This window comes from Pseudomonas sp. NBRC 111139 (genome assembly GCF_001753955.1).
Lineage (GTDB): Bacteria > Pseudomonadota > Gammaproteobacteria > Pseudomonadales > Pseudomonadaceae > Aquipseudomonas > Aquipseudomonas alloputida.
This window is the reverse complement of the sequence record NZ_BCBP01000024.1, coordinates 45,621-63,058: the sequence shown is the minus strand read 5'-3', so window position 1 is coordinate 63,058 and position 17,438 is coordinate 45,621. Positions and strand designations below refer to the sequence as shown.

The following is a 17,438-nucleotide window of genomic DNA, read 5'->3' as shown; positions in this document are numbered from 1 at the left end:
TTCCGTCACTGCGCCGGGGCCGTTGCCGGCGGCGCTTCGTTGGTCACCCGCAAGATCCCCCACAGCCCCGAGAGGTTGCCGTAGGCGGCGTAGTCGCGGAACAGGTAGTCACCCGCCACCGCGTTGGCACCGCCGGCACTCGGCAACATGAAGCTGAAGTGCGCCGCTGGCAGTACGCTTTCCTGCGCGCCGATGTACATGGCCATCGGGTTGTAGCCAAAGCGCACCGAACCGATACCAGGCAGGCCAATCGGGTAACCGTCCGCATCGCTCTTCTCGGCCTGGTAGTTGTGCAGTGGCCATACGTGCCCGTCCAGCTGGTAGACCATGCCGCGGCTGCCACCACTGGGCATCACGATATGGTTGCGTACCGGTTGGCCAGGCTTGGCGTACAGCACCGGGGTTTGCGGGTCGCCACCGACCAGGGCGTTGGCGTAGGCCATGTGGGCGTTGGGTACATCACCAAAGCCCAGGCCATTGGCGCGGCCGAATGGCGAGTCGGGCGCCATGCCGAAGCGCAGCCACAACGGTTCGGTCTTGTAGTTGACCGCCATGTTGCCGTTGTCTTGCGGGTCACCGGCAGCACCGTTGCCTTCGGTATTGATGCCTTCTACCGGACGACCATCGGCCCAGCGCATGTTCAGCGCGCGCTGCCACACCGTGACGAAGTCGCGGTAGTCCGGCTGGCCGCTGACCTTCACCGTGGCCTGGGTACGGGTAGCAGTATCCTCGGTCCAGGTGGCGGTTTGCGGCAGGATGCTCATGGCGCCCACCAGACCTTTTTGCGGCTGCTTGATGAAGTCTGACGGGGTCAGGTTGAGGCCGCCGAACTCGATAGGCGTGGTGTTTATGTTGTCCACCGTGCGGCCCAGCTGCGACACCGGTTTGCCTTCACGCTCCAGGTGGCCGGCGTAGTACTGGTACTCCTTGGTCGGGTAAGCGCCGCTGGTGCCGGCACGTGGTGGCACGGTCTGCACCGGGTTCAGGCCAACGTTGGCACCGTCTGACTTGGTGATGTCGTAGGCCAGCAGTTGCGCATGCAGGCCCACGTGGCTGGACGGCCGCATCAGGTTGTTGGCAAAGGCGGTGGAGCCTTCGCTGTCGAAGCGGTCACGCTTGACCACGTTGTGCATCACTGCAGTGCTCGGCAGGTCTGGCATCACCAGTGGCAAGCGGTTCTCCAGGGTGATGCTGATGCAGTCGCCGGCATTGGCGCGCAGTACCAGCGGCTCTACCGGGACACCCGCCTTGAGCTTGCCGGTGGTGGCATCGAGGTCAGCCTTGCGCACGTACAGGATCGCGGTCGGGTCATGCAGCGGCGCACTGTGGCCACCGATGGTGAAAGGCTCCCCATCTTCGGGGTCTACCCCGCTCACCAGCGGGATGGCGGTTCTACGGCTGTTGAACACCAGGGTGCCGCCGTTGGCCTTGAGCGCGCCACCGACATGCTGGCCGACGCCCGCCGGGTCATTGATGCTGACGCCGTTACGGTTTTCGAGGATGTCGTTGGCCAGCGCTGCGACGATCTCGTAGCTGCGCTTGACCGTGGTGCGGGTACCGATGCCGTTCGGGTTGGCCGTGGTTTTCGGGCAGATGCCGTTGAAGTTCACGGTGTTGCGCATGGCCACCGGCTGCGGGTTGTTGGGCAGCGGGAACAGGTCGGCACGCTGCGCGGTGTAGTTGCGCATGATGCCCCAGATACCGTTCCAATAGCCCTCCAAGGCCGCGTCCAGCGAGTACAGGTAGTCGCCGTTGGTGGCTGCCGAACTGGAGATCATCGACACCGGCGCCATGAAGCCCAACTGCTCGGAGATGCCGATCATTTGCGACGACTTCCAGCCCGAGTTGGAGCTGTTGCCGAAGCCAGAACCGTTCTGCAGCCATTTCACGCCGTGCAGGGTGACGTTGTGCTCCTCTTCATGGCCACCGGCGTGCATGCGCAGGCGCACGTTGTCGCCGGAATAGGTGCGCAGCAACGGGGTGAACGGGTCGCCCGGCTCGGCGCCAGCCGTGTTGACATGCGGCGGGAACAGCGTAGTGCCGCCGGTAGGGCCGACTGCCGAGGTAATCGCCGATGGCGACAGGTTCATCGCCGGGATGGCGCGGTCGGTACGGGTTTGCAGGGCATAGCTGAGGTCGCCGGCCAGGCCGTCGGCCTGCATGCCACGCTTGCCGTCCGGGCCGACCTTGTTCGGGTCATACACGCGCAGGGCCAGCGGCTCGTTGCGGTAGTTGACGACGAACATCCCCGGGTCATCCACCGAGATCGCCTGCGGGCATGGCCGGCTTGGGCAGCCCGGGTTGAGACCGCCGCGTTTCTCGACGATGGCTTCGAGCAGGTTCGACGCCTTGCCGCGCACGGGCGGGTTGATGGCGTAGCGGAAGCTGTCGGCTGTGGCCGGGTACGACTGGGCATTGGGAATGCCGTCCGGCCCTGCGCCTACGTACACCCCGGCTTCATAGGCATGCTGGAAGTCACTGTACTCCAGGAAGAACTCGCGGTAGCTGTCGTTCTTGCCGTCGCCATCGTGGTCGCCGGTCTGGATCACCGCCTGCCACGAGGTCGGGCCGCCGTCCTGGCGCGTGGCCGGGTTGTACAGCTGCTCGCCGGTTTCGGCGTGGTACCAGGTGGAGCCGGCCGGTTCGGCCAGCACGGTGGCATACAGGCCCAGTTGCTGGTGAGTCGATGGGCCAAGGTGGTCATGGGTGAAGATGGTACCCAGGCCGCGGTCGACGTTATGCACGTTCACCAGCGGGTCTGCGAACCAGCGCTGCATCGCGGTACGTGCGCCCAGCCAGTCGGCGCGACCAAAGCGGCCGAAGTACGGGTGCTGCCTGGCTTTCGGGCAGGCTGCGGTGCCTTCGCGGCTATCCCCTTCAGTGCAGCCATTGTAATTACGAATGGCCTCTACGCGCTCGACCACGCTACCGGGCGAAAGTATGCCGTCTTCGTAGTTCCAGCCGTTGGCCGAGCCGTCGGCAGCGGTCAGGTCCCACTTGGGCAGGTGGATGTGCTGGCCGATCACGTCGGTCGGGGTGCGCACCTGGTAATCGTCCATCTCATAGATGTTCGGGATCAGGTTGGTGTGCTGGTACATCGCGCAGTCGAAGGTGTTCATGCGCATCACCAGCGGCTCTGGCGGGCGCTGCTTGGTAATGACCGGCCAGGCGTCTTCCCACAGGGCAATGATGCGTGCCTGCGGGAAGTGGTAGCCCACTTTGTTGTACACCGCGTCGAACTGGATGTTGGCCCCTTTGTAGATGCGGGGGCGGTCGGCAGTGAAGGCCGAGGCGCCACGGAAGTTCACGCCCGTCAGGCTCTCTCCACTGTTGAACTCCCCAACCCCGGAAGACTGGGTCAGGCGTTTTCCACGGTCATCCATGCACGGCTCGTAGTACGGCGCACCTGCAGTCGGCAACGCGCCGTTGGTGCGGAACGCCTTGGCCACCGGCTGGCTGCCGGGGATCAAGGCATAGCTGGGGTGTTCAGCCATGGCGTGGAACTGCATGGCGGCCTGCTCGACATCGGTGCCCTCTTCCGGCAGGTAAATGGGCTTGGCCTTGTGCACGACCTTGGTGAAGTCCAGTTTGGTGGTGGTGGTCTCCGCCACGCCACCGGCGGACACACCGTCCAGTGCATGGCGGCCAAGGCCGCCGTCCCAGCCATCGACCTGGTTCGCATCCAGGTTGGCCCACAGGGCTTTACCACTGTCTTTCAGTTGCCGGGCCAGGGCCGGGTCGAGCATGTCCAGGGGCGGGGTTGGCGGGCGGTTGCCCACGCTGCTTTCCATGCCGCCGATCCAGAACGGGTAGCCTGGGTTTTTCAGCGTGCCGTCGGCGTTGCGGTTGGCCTCGGTGCGGTCGACCAGCGCCAGCGAGCCCACGGCCTTGCGCACGGGCGCCTCGCTGGCGTGGTCGTCATCATCCTCGTCTTCGTGGTCATCATCGTTGGCAGCAACCAACGCTTCGGAGAGCTTGGGCACGACCACGACTTTGCCGGGCATGGGCGCCATGGCCTTGCCAGGCAACGGCACGATGGCCGGAATCGGCGTACCGGCAACGATCTCGCCATCGGGCAGGGCCCGGGCGCCAGCGGCCGGCTTACCGCTACGCAGGGCGAACGGGGTACTGTGGAAGCCATTCTCGCCCTGCCCGCTCACCTCCAGCCGCGTGCCTTCCTCGAACACGTCATGTACCCGCCACATGGCCCACATGCCCTGGGCGAAGTGCGGGTAGAAGTGACAGTGATAAATGGCATCGCCGGCAACGCGGTTGCGGTTGCCCGAACCACCGTTGGCGATTTCGTAGGTGTAGCCGACGCCGGCGCCGATGCCTTGGGCATCGATGTAGTCGGAGTTGTCGTCATTGGGGTTGAACAACCACTGATGGCCGTGCAAGTGGAAGATGTGCTGCTCGTGCCCGTTGTGGGTGTTGCGGAACTTGGTGAAGTCACCGATATAGCTGTGGTGCACGTTGGCAGGCTCTGAGGGGTAGAGGGCCATGCTGGCCTTGACCCCGACGGCGCTGGCCGGCGGCACCTCGCCCGGGCGGATGTGTTCCAGGCCGACGTTGGCCGGTACATCCACCAGGGTGCCTATATCGCCGACCGTGTGGGCGCTGAGGAAGAACTCCTCATAGGCACACGACAGGCAGTCGTGCATCGGCCCCACCCCCAAGCGGTTGGCCACCACTTCGGCACCCATCCCACCAGAGCCGTAATTGATCATGAACGAATCGCGCGCCGGCTCCAGCACGTGGCCCATCACCGGGTCGGCCCAGTAGCCAGGGAAGGCCTGGGTACCGGCAACCTCGTCGGCGAACTGCGAGGCGAAATCACGGAATGCTTCCAGTCGGTTGGGCAGCGCCGGGTTGCGTTTGCCCACGCTTTCCAGCGGGTAAGTGGAACTGGGGAAGCTACCGTCAGGGTTGGGCCCCATGACGATGGCATCGGTTTCGCTGCTGATGATCTCGTTGCCGTTGACCATGGCAATGATCGGTTTGCCGGCCTTGCCTTCGGCGATCCACGGTTCGACCTGCGGATAACGGGCTTCGTAGTCGATCACGGGCTGGCCGGTGGCGGTTCGCCCCGTGGTGGCCAGGCGCATTTCTTCTTCAGTGAGGGTGTTGCGGTAGGTACGGCCCAGTTTGGGCACGACCACCACCTGGCCGAACAAGCCGTTGGAGACGTTGCCCGCCGTGCCCTCGCCGCCGAACGTAGCGGCTTTGCTGGTGGCGGCGAAGGCCCCTTCGCGCTCGGCATACAGGGTGTAGCTGCGGGTGCTGCCGGGGCTGACGAAGAAGTTGCCGTTACGCCCGGTATAGGCGGAAATATCGGCAATGCTGTTCACCGCCTGCATCCCGTTGACCTGGAAGCCGACCATGCGCTCGGCCACCTGTTCGTCGGCGACAAAGCCTTCGCCGCCTTCGTTTTCAACCTCCGGCCCCTCTGCCTCACCCTCGGGCTCTTCAGCCTCGATACCGTGCTTGTTGGGGTTCGCCTTGTAATCCAGCAGGTTGGTCAGGTTGACCGTCAGGCAGTCACCGGCCGCCACGCGCAGCACGATAGGCCGCGGGCGCTTGTCCGGGCGCAGGGTGACCTTGCCCGGTACCGCGGCCCCGCCCTTGCTGAGGGGGACCTGCTTGTCGTCCACCACGTCCTCACGAAGGGCAAACATCATGCCGTTGGCGTTTTGCGCGCCAAGGCGGTTGAACATCAGTGGCTGGTCCAGTGCCACCACGTTGGCGACCAGGGTGCGCTGGCACTGCACAGCCGCCTCGCTGGTTGCTTCCCAGCCAAGCAAGGCCAGTACAAGTGATGACAGGATGGGGCCTTTGAGTGGCGTCGACATGCTGCACCTCCGGGACACAGGATCTCTGCCGGGAGCTGGAGCAAGGTGTGTGCCAGAAGAAAAATCCAATATTAATCAATAACTTGTACGATCAACCGCAACGGATTGGGGAGGATCCCCCAGCAGGTTCCCCCGAATCGGGGGACGAAATCCCGTGGGGGCAAAGGCTGCTCCACAGGCGCGCGCTGGCCTCACACAAGGTAAAAACGCACGGTACCCTTGCACAATTGTCGATTGTGCAAGGCAAATTCGCATGCCAGGATCCTGCGATCCTCCAGCGAACTCCAGACTTCACTTGGAAAATCAATAACAAAGCAGGGAGAACGCAATGACTGCACACGCTCATACCCCGGCAGCAACCGACCATGTATTGGCCGAGGTCCGCAACCAGATCGGCCACCTGACCCTGAACCGCCCAGCCGGTCTCAATGCCCTGACCCTGGACATGGTGCGCAGCCTGCGTCAGCACCTGGACCAGTGGGCCGACAACCCGCAGGTACGCGCCGTGGTCCTGCGCGGCGAAGGCCCCAAGGGGTTCTGTGCCGGTGGCGATATCCGCTCGCTGTACGACAGCTTCAAGGCCGGCGACACGCTGCATGAAACCTTTTTCGTCGAAGAGTACGCCCTCGACCTGGTCATCCACCGCTACCGCAAACCGATACTGGTGGTGATGGACGGCTTCACCCTCGGGGGCGGCATGGGCCTGGCGCAGGGCTGCGACCTGCGCGTGGTCACCGAGCGCAGCCGGCTGGGCATGCCCGAAGTTGGCATCGGCTACTTCCCGGACGTGGGCGGCAGCTACTTCCTCTCGCGCATCCCCGGCGAGCTGGGCATCTACCTGGGTGTCAGCGGTGCCCAGATCCAGGCGGCCGACGCCTTGTATTGCGGCCTGGCCGACTGGTACCTGGCCAGCGACCAGCTCGCCGCCCTCGACCAGGGCCTCGACCAGCTCGACTTCAGCGACCACCCGCTGAAGGACCTGCAAAACCTGCTGGCCAGGCTCGGTACCCAGGTACTGGATGATGCGCCACTGGAAAAGCTGCGCCCGGCCATCGACCACTTCTTCGCCCTGCCCGACCTGCCAGCCATCGTCGAGCAACTGCGTGCGGTGAGCCTTGGCGACAGCCACGCCTGGGCGGTGGCCACCGCCGATCAGCTGGAAACACGCTCGCCTCTGGCCATGGCGGTTACGCTGGAGATGCTGCGCCGGGGGCGCGAGCTGGGCATTGACGACTGCTTTGCCATGGAACTGCACCTGGACCGCCAGTGGTTCCAGCACGGCGACATCATCGAAGGCGTGCGTGCCCTGATCATCGACAAGGACAAGCAGCCCCGCTGGAACCCGCCGACCCTGGCCGCGCTGCAAGGCCAGCGGGTCGAACAATTCTTCGAAGGCTTGTGAGCCCGGGAGTACACAGATGCAAGACCTCGAACTGAGCGAAGAACAGATCATGATCCGCGACATGGCCCGGGACTTTGCCCGTGGCGAAATCGCACCCCATGCCCAGGCTTGGGAAAAGGCCGGCTGGATCGATGATGGCGTGGTGCGCAAGATGGGCGAACTGGGCCTGTTGGGCATGGTGGTGCCCGAGGACTTCGGCGGCAGCTACACCGACTATGTCGCCTATGCCCTGGCCGTGGAAGAGATCGCCGCCGGCTGCGGCGCCACCGGGGCGATGATGAGCATCCACAACTCGGTAGGTTGCGGCCCGCTGCTGGCCTACGGCACCGCCGAACAGCAACAGCAGTGGCTGCCTCGCCTGGCCAGCGGCGAGGTGATTGGCTGCTTCTGCCTGACCGAGCCACAGGCCGGCTCCGAGGCGCACAACCTGCGCACCCGCGCCGAGCTGGTGGATGGCCAGTGGGTCATCAACGGTGCCAAGCAGTTCGTCAGCAATGCCCGCCGTGCCGGCCTGGCGATCGTCTTCGCAGTGACCGACCCGGAGCTGGGCAAGAAAGGCCTGTCGGCGTTCCTGGTGCCCACCGACAACCCTGGGTTCAAGGTTGATCGCAGTGAGCACAAGATGGGCATTCGCGCCTCCGACACCTGCGCAGTGACCTTCGACAACTGCCGCATTCCTGCCGCCAATATCCTCGGTGAGCGTGGCAAGGGCCTGGCCATTGCCCTGTCCAACCTCGAAGGCGGCCGTATCGGCATTGCCGCCCAGGCCTTGGGCATCGCCCGCGCCGCATTCGAAGCGGCGCTGGTCTACTCGCGTGACCGCATACAGTTTGGCAAGCCGATCAACGAACACCAGAGCATTGCCAACCTGCTGGCCGACATGCAGGTGCAGGTGAACGCCGCACGTTTGCTGATCCTGCACGCCGCCCGCCTGCGCAGCGCCGGCAAGCCGTGCCTGTCGGAAGCGTCACAGGCCAAGCTGTTCGCTTCGGAGATGGCCGAGCGGGTGTGCTCGATGGCCATTCAGGTGCATGGTGGGTACGGCTATCTGGAAGATTACCCGGTGGAGCGCTACTACCGGGATGCGCGGATTACCCAGATCTATGAAGGGTCGAGCGAGATCCAGCGCATGCTGATTGCTCGGGAATTGAAAAACTATCCGCTGTAACGCAAAGGCAACGCGGTTCTTGGGGGCGCGGGCGACGCTGTGGCTGGCACCGGCTTTGCCGGTGTTCGCGGGCGCGCCCGCTCCCACAGGACCCTCTCGCCTCAGCGCCAATACCGCGCGTCATCCACCACCCTGGCATGCCCCTCGAACAGCGCCGGCAACTGCTCCTTGAGGTAGTCGATCCAGGTGCGCACCTTGGCGTCCAGGTAGTGGCGTGACGGATACATCGCATACAGCGCACTCTCCCTCAACCGATACGGTGCCAACAACCGGCGCAAGCGCCCCTGCTCGATCGCCTCGCTGGCGGTGTAGAACGGCAGCAGGCCAATGCCCATGCCCAGCTCGCTGGCCACCAGCATGGCGTCGGCAACGTTGGTGGAAAAACTGTCATTCGGCGCAATCACGCACTGGTCAACCCCTTGCGGGAACACCCAGTCGCCTTCGTACATCGGGTAAGCCATGCGCAGGCAGCGATGGCCGTGCAAGTCTTCGGGGCGCTCCGGTACACCGTGGGTATCCAGGTAACCGGGGGCCGCGCAGGGGATGCTGAAAATGTTGCCCAGCGGCACAGCGATCAGTTGCGAATCCGGCAGCGCACCGTCCACGGTGATTACCACGTCATGCCCTTCTGCCAGCGGGTCGGGGTTGCGCTGCGACAGCGTCAGCTCGATCACCACTTCCGGGTATAGCGTGTTGTAGCCGGCCACCAGCGGCATCAGCAACAGCCCCATGCCGTGCGGGCAGTGCAAACGCAGATGGCCGCGAGGCGTGAGGTGCGCCCCTCGCGCTTCGCCCACGGCTTCTTCGGTCAGCAGCATGATCTGCCGTGCACGCTCCAGAAACCGCTCACCCGCCTCGCTCATGCGCAAGCGCCGGGTGGTGCGGTGCAGCAGGCGGGTCTGCAGCTGGTTCTCCAGCTCGGCAACGATGCGCGAAACCTGCGCTGCAGAAATATCCAGAGCATTGGCAGCTGCAGCGAAGCTGCCACATTCCACCACACGGGTGAAGGTACGCATGGCATGCAGCATGTCCATGAAGGTGTGCTCCTTTCTTTGTCTTATTCTTGCGTTACAGGCAGGAATCTATCACGGTTTAGCCCATTTATTGTGGATGACCAATGAATAGATCATTAGCCATCCATTAAAAAAGGAGCCTGTCATGAAACGCTCGATCGCTGTCCTTGCCATTGCCGCTGCCTTCGCCTCGTTCGGTGCTTTTGCCGATGCCGGCAACAACCAGCCAGTCAGCAGCCAATATGAATACGGCATGCCGCTGGACGTGGCCAAGGTCATCTCCATCACACCGGCCAGCAACGCAGCCGACTGCCAGGTAGGCACCGCACACATGGTGTACGTCGACCATCAGGGCCAGAAGCGCGAAATCGACTACCGGGAAATGGGCAACTGCTCGCAGCAGTGAGTCAGGCCAGCACCTGGGTGATCCAGCCCACCTGCTGATTGAAATCGTCGACCTTCGCCTGAGGCACCGCACCGCGGGCCCGCTGGAAATTGGCCAGGGTCTGCTGCTTCTGCCGCAGCATGCGCCGCCACTTGACCACAAACGCCTCGCTTTTCTCCTGCATCAACACGGGGCCGAAGTACAGCTGTTCAGCGCTATACACCCCCCTGCCCGGCTCGGCGACGATGATCTCGTAATCAAAGCGGTTTTCCCGTAGCAGCTCTTCGCTGACGATCTGGTAACCATTGCCCGCCAGCCACTGGCGCAGTTCGCGCTCACCGCCATTGGGCTGCAGTACCAGGCGCGTGACGCCGCCAAGGCGCTGCTTGCCGGCTTCGAGTATCTCGCACATGGTGTCGCCGCCCATCCCGCAGATGCTCACCACCGAGATACGGTCTTGCGGTTCGACCGCTGCCAGCCCATCGGCCAGGCGCACCTGCGCTTGCAGGCCGTTTCTGCGCACATTGCGCTGGGCCGAGGCGAACGGCGTCTGTGCCACTTCACCCGCTACCGCGGCCTCGAGCACGCCACGCAGCATCAAGGCCACCGGCAGGTAGCCGTGGTCCGAGCCAATGTCGGCCAGGCGCGCGCCCTGTGGCACATGGGCGGCCACACGCTCCAGGCGCCTGGACAAAGTCTGTTCGTTCAACGTAAACCCCTGGTTTTGCAATCGCCTGCGATTCTGACGGCGAACGCCGCGCATTTCAAACGCCGAGGCACCCTCGACCGGGCAGGTGCGCTCGCGTAGGCTTGCCGTTTTCCTTCCGTTGCAAGGCAGACACACCATGGCACATGCAGACATCATCTACACCCCGGACCCGGACGCCGAGTCGATTTCCTCGGACGTTGCCGAGTACAACGGCGTGCTGGTCACCACGCAAATCCCGACCCACGCCGACGGCAGCCTGGAACTGGGCGGCATCGTCGAGCAGAGCGAATGCACCCTGCAGGCGCTGAAAGTGGCCCTGGAAAAGGCCGGTAGCGGTATGGACCGCGTGCTGCACCTGACCATCTACCTGACCGACATGGCCGACCGCGCAGCGTTCAACGAGGTGTACCAGCGCTTCTTCAGCAAGCCCTGGCCGGTGCGTGCGGCGGTGGGTGTGGCTTCACTGGCCTTTGAAGGCATGCGTGTGGAAGTGACGGCGATGGCTGCCAAGCGCTGAGCTGCGCTTGTTGGGGTGCGCAGCGCCCCCAACATCGTTGACTGACTGCAAGATCGCCGGGGCCGCTCTGCGGCCCTTTCGCGACGCAAGGCCGCTCCCACAGTTGCGCGTACCCGCAGCCAATCCCGCACCTCTCGGCACCCCAATGATGCCGCCAGCCCGTTTCACCGCTACAATGCCCGCCTAAACCGTGACAGCCCGAAAATATAACGACATGTCCCTTCCAAAGAATCACCTGGAACTGCTCAGCCCTGCCCGTGACGTGGCCATCGCCCGTGAAGCGATCCTGCACGGCGCTGACGCCATCTATATCGGCGGCCCGAGCTTCGGCGCGCGCCATAATGCCTGCAACGAAGTCAGCGATATCGCCGAGCTGGTCGAGTTCGCCCATCGCTACCATGCACGCGTGTTCACCACCATCAACACCATCCTGCACGACAACGAGCTGGAACCGGCGCGCAAGCTGATTCACCAGCTGTACGATGCCGGCGTTGACGCGCTGATCGTGCAGGACCTTGGGGTGATGGAGCTGGACATCCCGCCGATCGAGCTGCATGCCAGCACCCAGACCGACATCCGCACCCTGGAACGGGCCAAGTTCCTCGACCAGGCTGGCTTCTCGCAACTGGTACTGGCGCGGGAGCTGAACCTGCAGCAAATCCGCGCCATCGCCGCCGAAACCGATGCCGCCATCGAGTTCTTCATCCACGGCGCGCTGTGCGTGGCGTTCTCTGGCCAATGCAACATTTCCCATGCGCAGACCGGCCGCAGCGCCAACCGTGGTGATTGCTCGCAAGCCTGCCGCCTGCCCTACACGCTGAAAGATGACCAGGGCCGCGTGGTTGCGTTCGAGAAACACCTGCTGTCGATGAAGGACAACAACCAGACCGCCAACCTGGCTGACCTGGTCGATGCCGGCGTGCGCTCGTTCAAGATCGAGGGCCGCTACAAGGACATGGGCTATGTGAAGAACATCACCGCCCATTACCGCAAAGAGCTCGATGCCATCCTTGAAGACCGCCCTCAGTACGCCCGCGCGTCCAGCGGCCGTACCGAACACTTCTTCCTGCCCGACCCGGATAAAACCTTCCACCGCGGCAGCACCGACTACTTCGTGACCGACCGCAAGGTCGATATCGGCGCCTTCGACTCGCCAACCTTCACCGGCCTGCCGGTGGGCGTAGTGGAAAAGGTCGGCAAGCGTGACATGCAAGTGGTCACCGACGTACCGCTGACCAACGGCGACGGCCTCAATGTGCTGGTCAAGCGCGAAGTGGTGGGCTTCCGCGCCAACATCGCCGAACCGCGTGGCGAATTCGAAGAAGACGGCCAGAAGCGCTACCGCTATCGCGTCGAGCCCAACGAAATGCCCGAAGGCCTGCACAAGCTGCGGCCCAACCACCCGCTGTCGCGCAACCTCGACCACAACTGGCAACAGGCCCTGCAACGCACCTCCTCCGAACGCCGGGTCGGCGTGGAGTGGCACGCTGTCCTGCGCGAGCAGCGCCTGATGCTTACCCTCAGCAGTGAAGAAGGCGTGAGCGTGCAGGTGGCCCTGGACGGCCCATTCGGCGTAGCCAACAAGCCGCAGCAGGCACTGGAGCAGTTGCACGACCTGCTCGGCCAGTTGGGCACCACCCTGTACCACGCCGACCGCATCGAACTGGATGCCCCGCAGGCGTACTTCATTCCCAACTCGCAGCTCAAGGCCCTGCGCCGCGAGGCCATCGAGGCACTGACTGCAGCACGCGTGCAGGCGCATCCGCGTGGCGGGCGCAAGGCCGAGACTACGCCACCGCCGGTGTACCCCGAGTCGCACCTGTCGTTCCTGGCCAACGTATACAACCAGAAGGCCCGCGACTTCTACCACCGCCACGGTGTGCAACTGATCGATGCGGCCTATGAAGCGCATGAAGAACACGGCGAAGTGCCGGTGATGATCACCAAGCACTGCCTGCGCTTCTCCTTCAACCTGTGCCCCAAGCAGGCCAAGGGCGTGACCGGCGTGCGTACCAAGGTGGCACCGATGCAGCTGATTCAGGGTGACGAAGTACTGACCCTGAAGTTCGACTGCAAGCCGTGCGAGATGCATGTGATCGGCAAGATGAAGAGCCACATCATCGACCTGCCGACCCCGGGCAGCGCGGTGGCCCAGGTGGTGGGGCATATCAGCCCCGAAGACTTGCTCAAGACCATCCCGCGCGGACCGCACTGAGTTCGCCGGGCAGGGCCTCTTCGCGGCTAAACCGATGCGTGTCCACCCCCGGTGTAGGAGCGGGTTTACCCGCGAATACGGTAGCCGCGACAACGGTGAACGGCCGGTGGACATTGGCCAGCAGGACCGGCCCTTTCGCGGGTAAACCCGCTCCTACATGGGCTTGTGGATTCCGTGTAGGAGCGGGTTCACCCGCGAATACGGTAGCGGCGACAACAGTGAACGGCCGGTGGACATTGGCCAGCAGGCCCGGCCCTTTCGCGGATAAACCCGCTCCTACGCAGGCTTGTGCTTCCCCTGTAGGAGCGGGTTTACCCGCGAATACGGTAGCCGAGACAATGGTGAACGGCGGGTGGAAATTGGCCAGCAGGCCCGGCCCTTTCGCGGGTGAACCCGCTCCTACACGGGCTTGTGTAAGAGCGGCTTCAAAGAACAGCGCAAGCGTACCTCAGTAGCGCTCAGCGTATCTGGTGCTTGTGCAACAACCGATAGAACGTCGGCCGTGAAATGCCCAGCACCTTGGCCGCTACGCTCAGGTTGTCGCTGTGCCGGTTGAGCACATCGCACAGCGCCTGGCGCTCGGCGCGCTGCTTGTATTCTTCCAGCGTGCCCAGCGGCTGTTGTTCCGGGTCGAGCAGTTGCAACCCCAAGTCTTGCGCCTCAATCTGCCGTCCTTCGGCCAGCACCAACCCGCGGCGCACGCGGTTGGCCAGTTCGCGCACATTGCCCGGCCAGTCATGCCGCCCCATCGCCGCCAGGGCATGGTCGCTGAACGACCGTGGCCGACGCCCGGTCTCCACACTGTAGAAATGGGCAAAATGGTTGGCCAGCATCGACAGGTCACCATGCCGGTCGCGCAACGGCGCGGTCACCACCTGCAATACGTTCAGGCGGTAATACAGGTCTTCGCGGAAACGCCCTTGCTCGATGGCCCGCTCAAGGTCCACATGGGTGGCCGCCAGCACCCGTACATCCACCGGTATGGGCTGGCTGCCACCCACGCGCTCGATGTGCTTCTCCTGCAAAAAACGCAGCAAGTTGGCCTGCAATTCCAACGGCAGGTCGCCGATTTCATCAAGAAACAATGTGCCGCCATCGGCCGCTTCGATACGCCCGGTCTTGCGCTGGTGGGCACCGGTAAAGGCGCCCTTCTCATGGCCGAACAGTTCGGACTGGATCAAGTGCTCGGGGATCGCCCCGCAGTTGATCGCGATGAACGGCTGCTCGCTGCGTTGCGACTGACGGTGCAAGGTGCGCGCCACCAGCTCTTTGCCGGTGCCGCTCTCCCCGCGGATCAGCACAGGCGATTCGGTGGGTGCCAGTTTACCCAGCAACTTGCGCAACTCGCGGATAGGCCGGCTTTCGCCGAGCAACTCATGGGTTGCCTCATCGACCTTGATGGCCCCCTTGCCGCGCAAGCGCGCCATGCCGAAGGCCCGGCCCAGGGTTACCTGCACGCGGGAGACGTCGAACGGCAGGGTATGGAAGTCGAAAAACCACTCACACACAAAATCACCGAACGCCGGCATGCGCAACTGATCGGCGCTGAGCACGGCAATCCATTCGGTGTTGCTGCGCTTGATCATGTCCTTGACCGCGTCCGGGTGCCTCAGGTGCGAAGCCTGCAAGCGCAATAGCCCGACATCGCACGTGTGGTCCAGCGCAGCCCCGAGCATACAGCTGTCCACATCCCAGCCTGCGTTGCGCAGGCCAGGTAACAAGCGGTGGCAATCGTCGCAGGGGTCGACGATAAGCAAACGGCGTTGAGCGGCAGGCTGCTGCATGACCGATCCTTGGCGCCAGTTTTTGGTTTTTTGAAGTAAAACAGCAAGTTGTGGCGCCCGTTTAACAGTAGCAACGAAGTTGACGGTTCCCAGTACCGTCTGTCTGCCGAATCATTTTTTTACAAACCGCCACGGGAATTTTAGCACTTTATCGACATCACATGGCGGCGCAGGCAAGAACAGCGTCGACCCTGAAAAAAATTTACAGCCAATGTGTGACTTACCCACGAACAACGAGCATCAGTAGACATAACCCCGCGCTGCACTTCGCGATCAATGAGGCGACTTTGAAGCAACGCGGACTTCACTTCGATGTTTGGGACCATAGAGAGACCGAACCATGAATGCCCCGCTCCGTGTCAACGAAGCACTGCTGATTGCCGACCACGCCTTCGAACCTTTCCAGTGCGTAGCCTGGGATGCACCCAATGGTACTGGTGAACTGAGCCTGGCAGTGATCGACCGGACCAGCACCCGCATCGGCGCCAAGCAAGTGTCGTCGCGCATCTACTCCGACCCGGCCCAGTGGGCCAGCCTGATCGAAGAAGTGCGCGCCGAATTGTGTGAAAAGGGCTACGACCTGCAACCGTGGTCGATGCCGAAGTAATATTGGCCAGCACAACAAGTGCGTGCATGGTCACGCACTTGTACAACTTCTCTGTTGCTGTTGTGGCAACTTTCCCAATTGCGACAACGTGTCGCAACCTGCCAGTTCAATCCACCACCTTGAATTGTTGCAAGTGCTGGTAATCAGCCTGCAATTGTTCTGCCAGACGCTGAGCGCGTCCCAGGCGCACGGGCGCCAGTTCCATATCGACCAACAACGTGGCGCATGGCATCGGCTGCACGGTATTGCTGTGCTGCAGGCGACCGTCGGTGAACACCAGGCAACGCAAGGCCTCTTGCGGATGGGCTCGCTGCCGCGCCTGTAGCCAGTGCCGCGCCTGTTCCAGTGCGGCGATCAGCGGCGTGCCCCCACCTGCTCCCAAGGCCTGCAGCCAGGGTTGCAAGGCAGCGGATGCCTTCAGCCCGTGGCGCTGCCACTGTGGTGTGCGCCCGCTGGCAGTCAGCAGGGCCAGGCGGGCGCGTTGTCGATAGGCTTGGTCGAACAATGCCGCCAGCAGCCCTTTGGTCTGTGCCAGCGCCTGATGGCGCCGGGTTGAAGCCGAGGCATCGACGATCACCAGCCACAATTCTGCCGGCCTGCCTTGGCGCTGCTGCCAGCACAGGTCCTGTCGCTGGCGTGGCCGCCCTTTGAGCAAGGTCGGCAGCCAGGCTACCCGGCCGGCCGCCGCATTTCGCACGAGGCCACGGCGGGTACCGTTCTGCTTGCCTATGCCCGTTCTGGCATCCGCCCCGTTGGCTGGTGGCTGGGGGATGCTCAGGGCTTTTTTGCCCAGTTCGGCACCTCGCGGCGGGCGCCGCTGGCTACCGGCTGTGCCGGTAATGCCCCCCAGTCGCCCTGCCCACCCTGTTCGCCCGGGTTGCCGGCGCCAGGCTGCTGGTCAGGCGGCTGTGGCGCCGACGGCGGGCTGGCCTGGGGCGTCATACGGCGGCGATGGCGCAAGGCGAATTCGGCCACCGCCTCGACATCCACTTCTTCGATAGCTGCAGCCCCACGCCAGGCACAGTGGGCGCGCGCAGCGCGCAGCCACACCAGGTCGGCGCGCAGGCCGTCCACGCCGGCGGCGTAGCAGCGCTCGGTAATCCAGGCAAGCGCCTGGTCATCCAGGGCAATGTCGGCCAAGGCCTGGCGCGCCGCGTGGCAGCGCTCGCGCAGTTGCGCCTGGGCCTGGGCCCAGTGTGCGCAGAACGCCTGAGGGTCACTGTCGAAGGCCAGACGGCGGCGAATGATCTGCTGCCGGGCCTCGGGCTCCGGCAAGCCCTCCAGCGCCACGTTCAAGCCGAAACGGTCGAGCAACTGCGGGCGCAGTTCGCCCTCTTCCGGGTTCATGGTGCCGATCAGTACGAAGCGGGCGCTGTGCCGATGCGAGATACCGTCACGCTCGATGCGGTTTGTGCCGCTGGCAGCCACGTCAAGCAACAGATCGACCAAGGTGTCGGGCAGCAGGTTGACCTCATCGACATACAGCACACCGCCGTCGGCCTGGGCCAGCACGCCCGGGGAAAACTGCGCCTTGCCCTGCCCCAGCGCGGCATCCAGGTCGAGGGTGCCGACCAACCGCTCTTCACTGGCGCCCAATGGCAAGGTGACGAACGGGCCTTCGCCAAGCAGGTCGGCCAGGCCACGGGCCAGGGTGCTCTTGGCCATGCCACGCGGCCCTTCGATCAGCACACCACCGATCCTGGGGTCGATGGCGGTCAGGCACAGCGCCAGCTTGAGGTCGTCTGCACCGACCACGGCCGCCAGCGGAAATTGTACGGGTTCACTCATT

Annotated in this window: 12 protein-coding genes; 6 read left to right on the top strand and 6 right to left on the bottom strand. The window is 63.8% G+C overall.

The window, feature by feature from the left end:
* Positions 1-5: 5 nt before the first annotated feature.
* The gene (gene mnxG / locus BJQ17_RS08285; protein ID WP_070095874.1) at positions 6-5,849 is read right to left on the bottom strand and encodes a manganese-oxidizing multicopper oxidase MnxG; all 5,844 of its coding nucleotides are present in this window, start codon (positions 5,847-5,849) and stop codon (positions 6-8) included.
* Positions 5,850-6,177: 328 nt separating this feature from the next.
* On the opposite strand from mnxG, the gene BJQ17_RS08280 reads away from it, so the two are divergent.
* Complete coding sequence (locus BJQ17_RS08280) at positions 6,178-7,251, top strand: enoyl-CoA hydratase/isomerase family protein (RefSeq protein ID WP_070095873.1); 1,074 nt, start codon at positions 6,178-6,180, stop codon at positions 7,249-7,251.
* 16 nt (positions 7,252-7,267) lie between these two features.
* The gene (locus BJQ17_RS08275) at positions 7,268-8,419 is read left to right on the top strand and encodes an acyl-CoA dehydrogenase family protein (RefSeq protein ID WP_014590771.1); all 1,152 of its coding nucleotides are present in this window, start codon (positions 7,268-7,270) and stop codon (positions 8,417-8,419) included.
* Between the two features lie 101 nt (positions 8,420-8,520).
* Here BJQ17_RS08275 and BJQ17_RS08270 read toward each other — a convergent pair whose 3' ends face one another.
* A complete protein-coding gene (locus BJQ17_RS08270; RefSeq protein WP_003247933.1) occupies positions 8,521-9,453 on the bottom strand; it encodes a LysR family transcriptional regulator in 933 nt (310 codons plus the stop codon).
* Positions 9,454-9,577: 124 nt separating this feature from the next.
* Between BJQ17_RS08270 and BJQ17_RS08265 the strand changes: the two genes are divergently transcribed.
* Positions 9,578-9,838, top strand: coding sequence for a DUF2790 domain-containing protein (locus BJQ17_RS08265; RefSeq protein ID WP_003247932.1), 261 nt, complete (start codon positions 9,578-9,580; stop codon positions 9,836-9,838).
* A 1-nt stretch (position 9,839) separates the two neighbouring features.
* Here the strand turns inward: BJQ17_RS08265 and BJQ17_RS08260 are convergent, their stop codons facing one another.
* Positions 9,840-10,526 carry a tRNA (adenine(22)-N(1))-methyltransferase TrmK gene (locus tag BJQ17_RS08260; RefSeq protein ID WP_070095872.1) on the bottom strand — a complete coding sequence of 229 codons (687 nt, stop codon included), beginning with the start codon at positions 10,524-10,526 and terminating at the stop codon, positions 9,840-9,842.
* 136 nt (positions 10,527-10,662) lie between these two features.
* Between BJQ17_RS08260 and BJQ17_RS08255 the strand changes: the two genes are divergently transcribed.
* Together BJQ17_RS08255 and BJQ17_RS08250 are read left to right on the top strand one after the other, a co-directional pair.
* A complete protein-coding gene (locus BJQ17_RS08255; protein WP_004577524.1) occupies positions 10,663-11,043 on the top strand; it encodes a RidA family protein in 381 nt (126 codons plus the stop codon).
* A gap of 214 nt (positions 11,044-11,257) precedes the next feature.
* Entirely contained in the window at positions 11,258-13,258 is a 2,001-nt protein-coding gene (locus tag BJQ17_RS08250; RefSeq protein WP_003247926.1) for a U32 family peptidase, read from the top strand.
* Positions 13,259-13,716: 458 nt separating this feature from the next.
* On the opposite strand, the gene BJQ17_RS08245 is transcribed toward BJQ17_RS08250, so the two are convergent.
* Positions 13,717-15,042: a sigma-54 dependent transcriptional regulator gene (locus tag BJQ17_RS08245; protein ID WP_003247925.1), complete on the bottom strand. Its 1,326-nt coding sequence runs from the start codon at positions 15,040-15,042 to the stop codon at positions 13,717-13,719.
* Between the two features lie 340 nt (positions 15,043-15,382).
* On the opposite strand from BJQ17_RS08245, the gene BJQ17_RS08240 reads away from it, so the two are divergent.
* The gene (locus BJQ17_RS08240) at positions 15,383-15,649 is read left to right on the top strand and encodes a hypothetical protein (RefSeq protein WP_003247923.1); all 267 of its coding nucleotides are present in this window, start codon (positions 15,383-15,385) and stop codon (positions 15,647-15,649) included.
* Between the two features lie 106 nt (positions 15,650-15,755).
* On the opposite strand, the gene BJQ17_RS08235 is transcribed toward BJQ17_RS08240, so the two are convergent.
* Together BJQ17_RS08235 and BJQ17_RS08230 are read right to left on the bottom strand one after the other, a co-directional pair.
* Positions 15,756-16,346 (bottom strand): VWA domain-containing protein, encoded by a 591-nt coding sequence (locus tag BJQ17_RS08235; protein WP_012052138.1) that lies wholly within the window; start codon positions 16,344-16,346, stop codon positions 15,756-15,758.
* Positions 16,347-16,423: 77 nt separating this feature from the next.
* Positions 16,424-17,437 carry an ATP-binding protein gene (locus tag BJQ17_RS08230; RefSeq protein ID WP_004577135.1) on the bottom strand — a complete coding sequence of 338 codons (1,014 nt, stop codon included), beginning with the start codon at positions 17,435-17,437 and terminating at the stop codon, positions 16,424-16,426.
* Position 17,438: the final 1 nt, after the last annotated feature.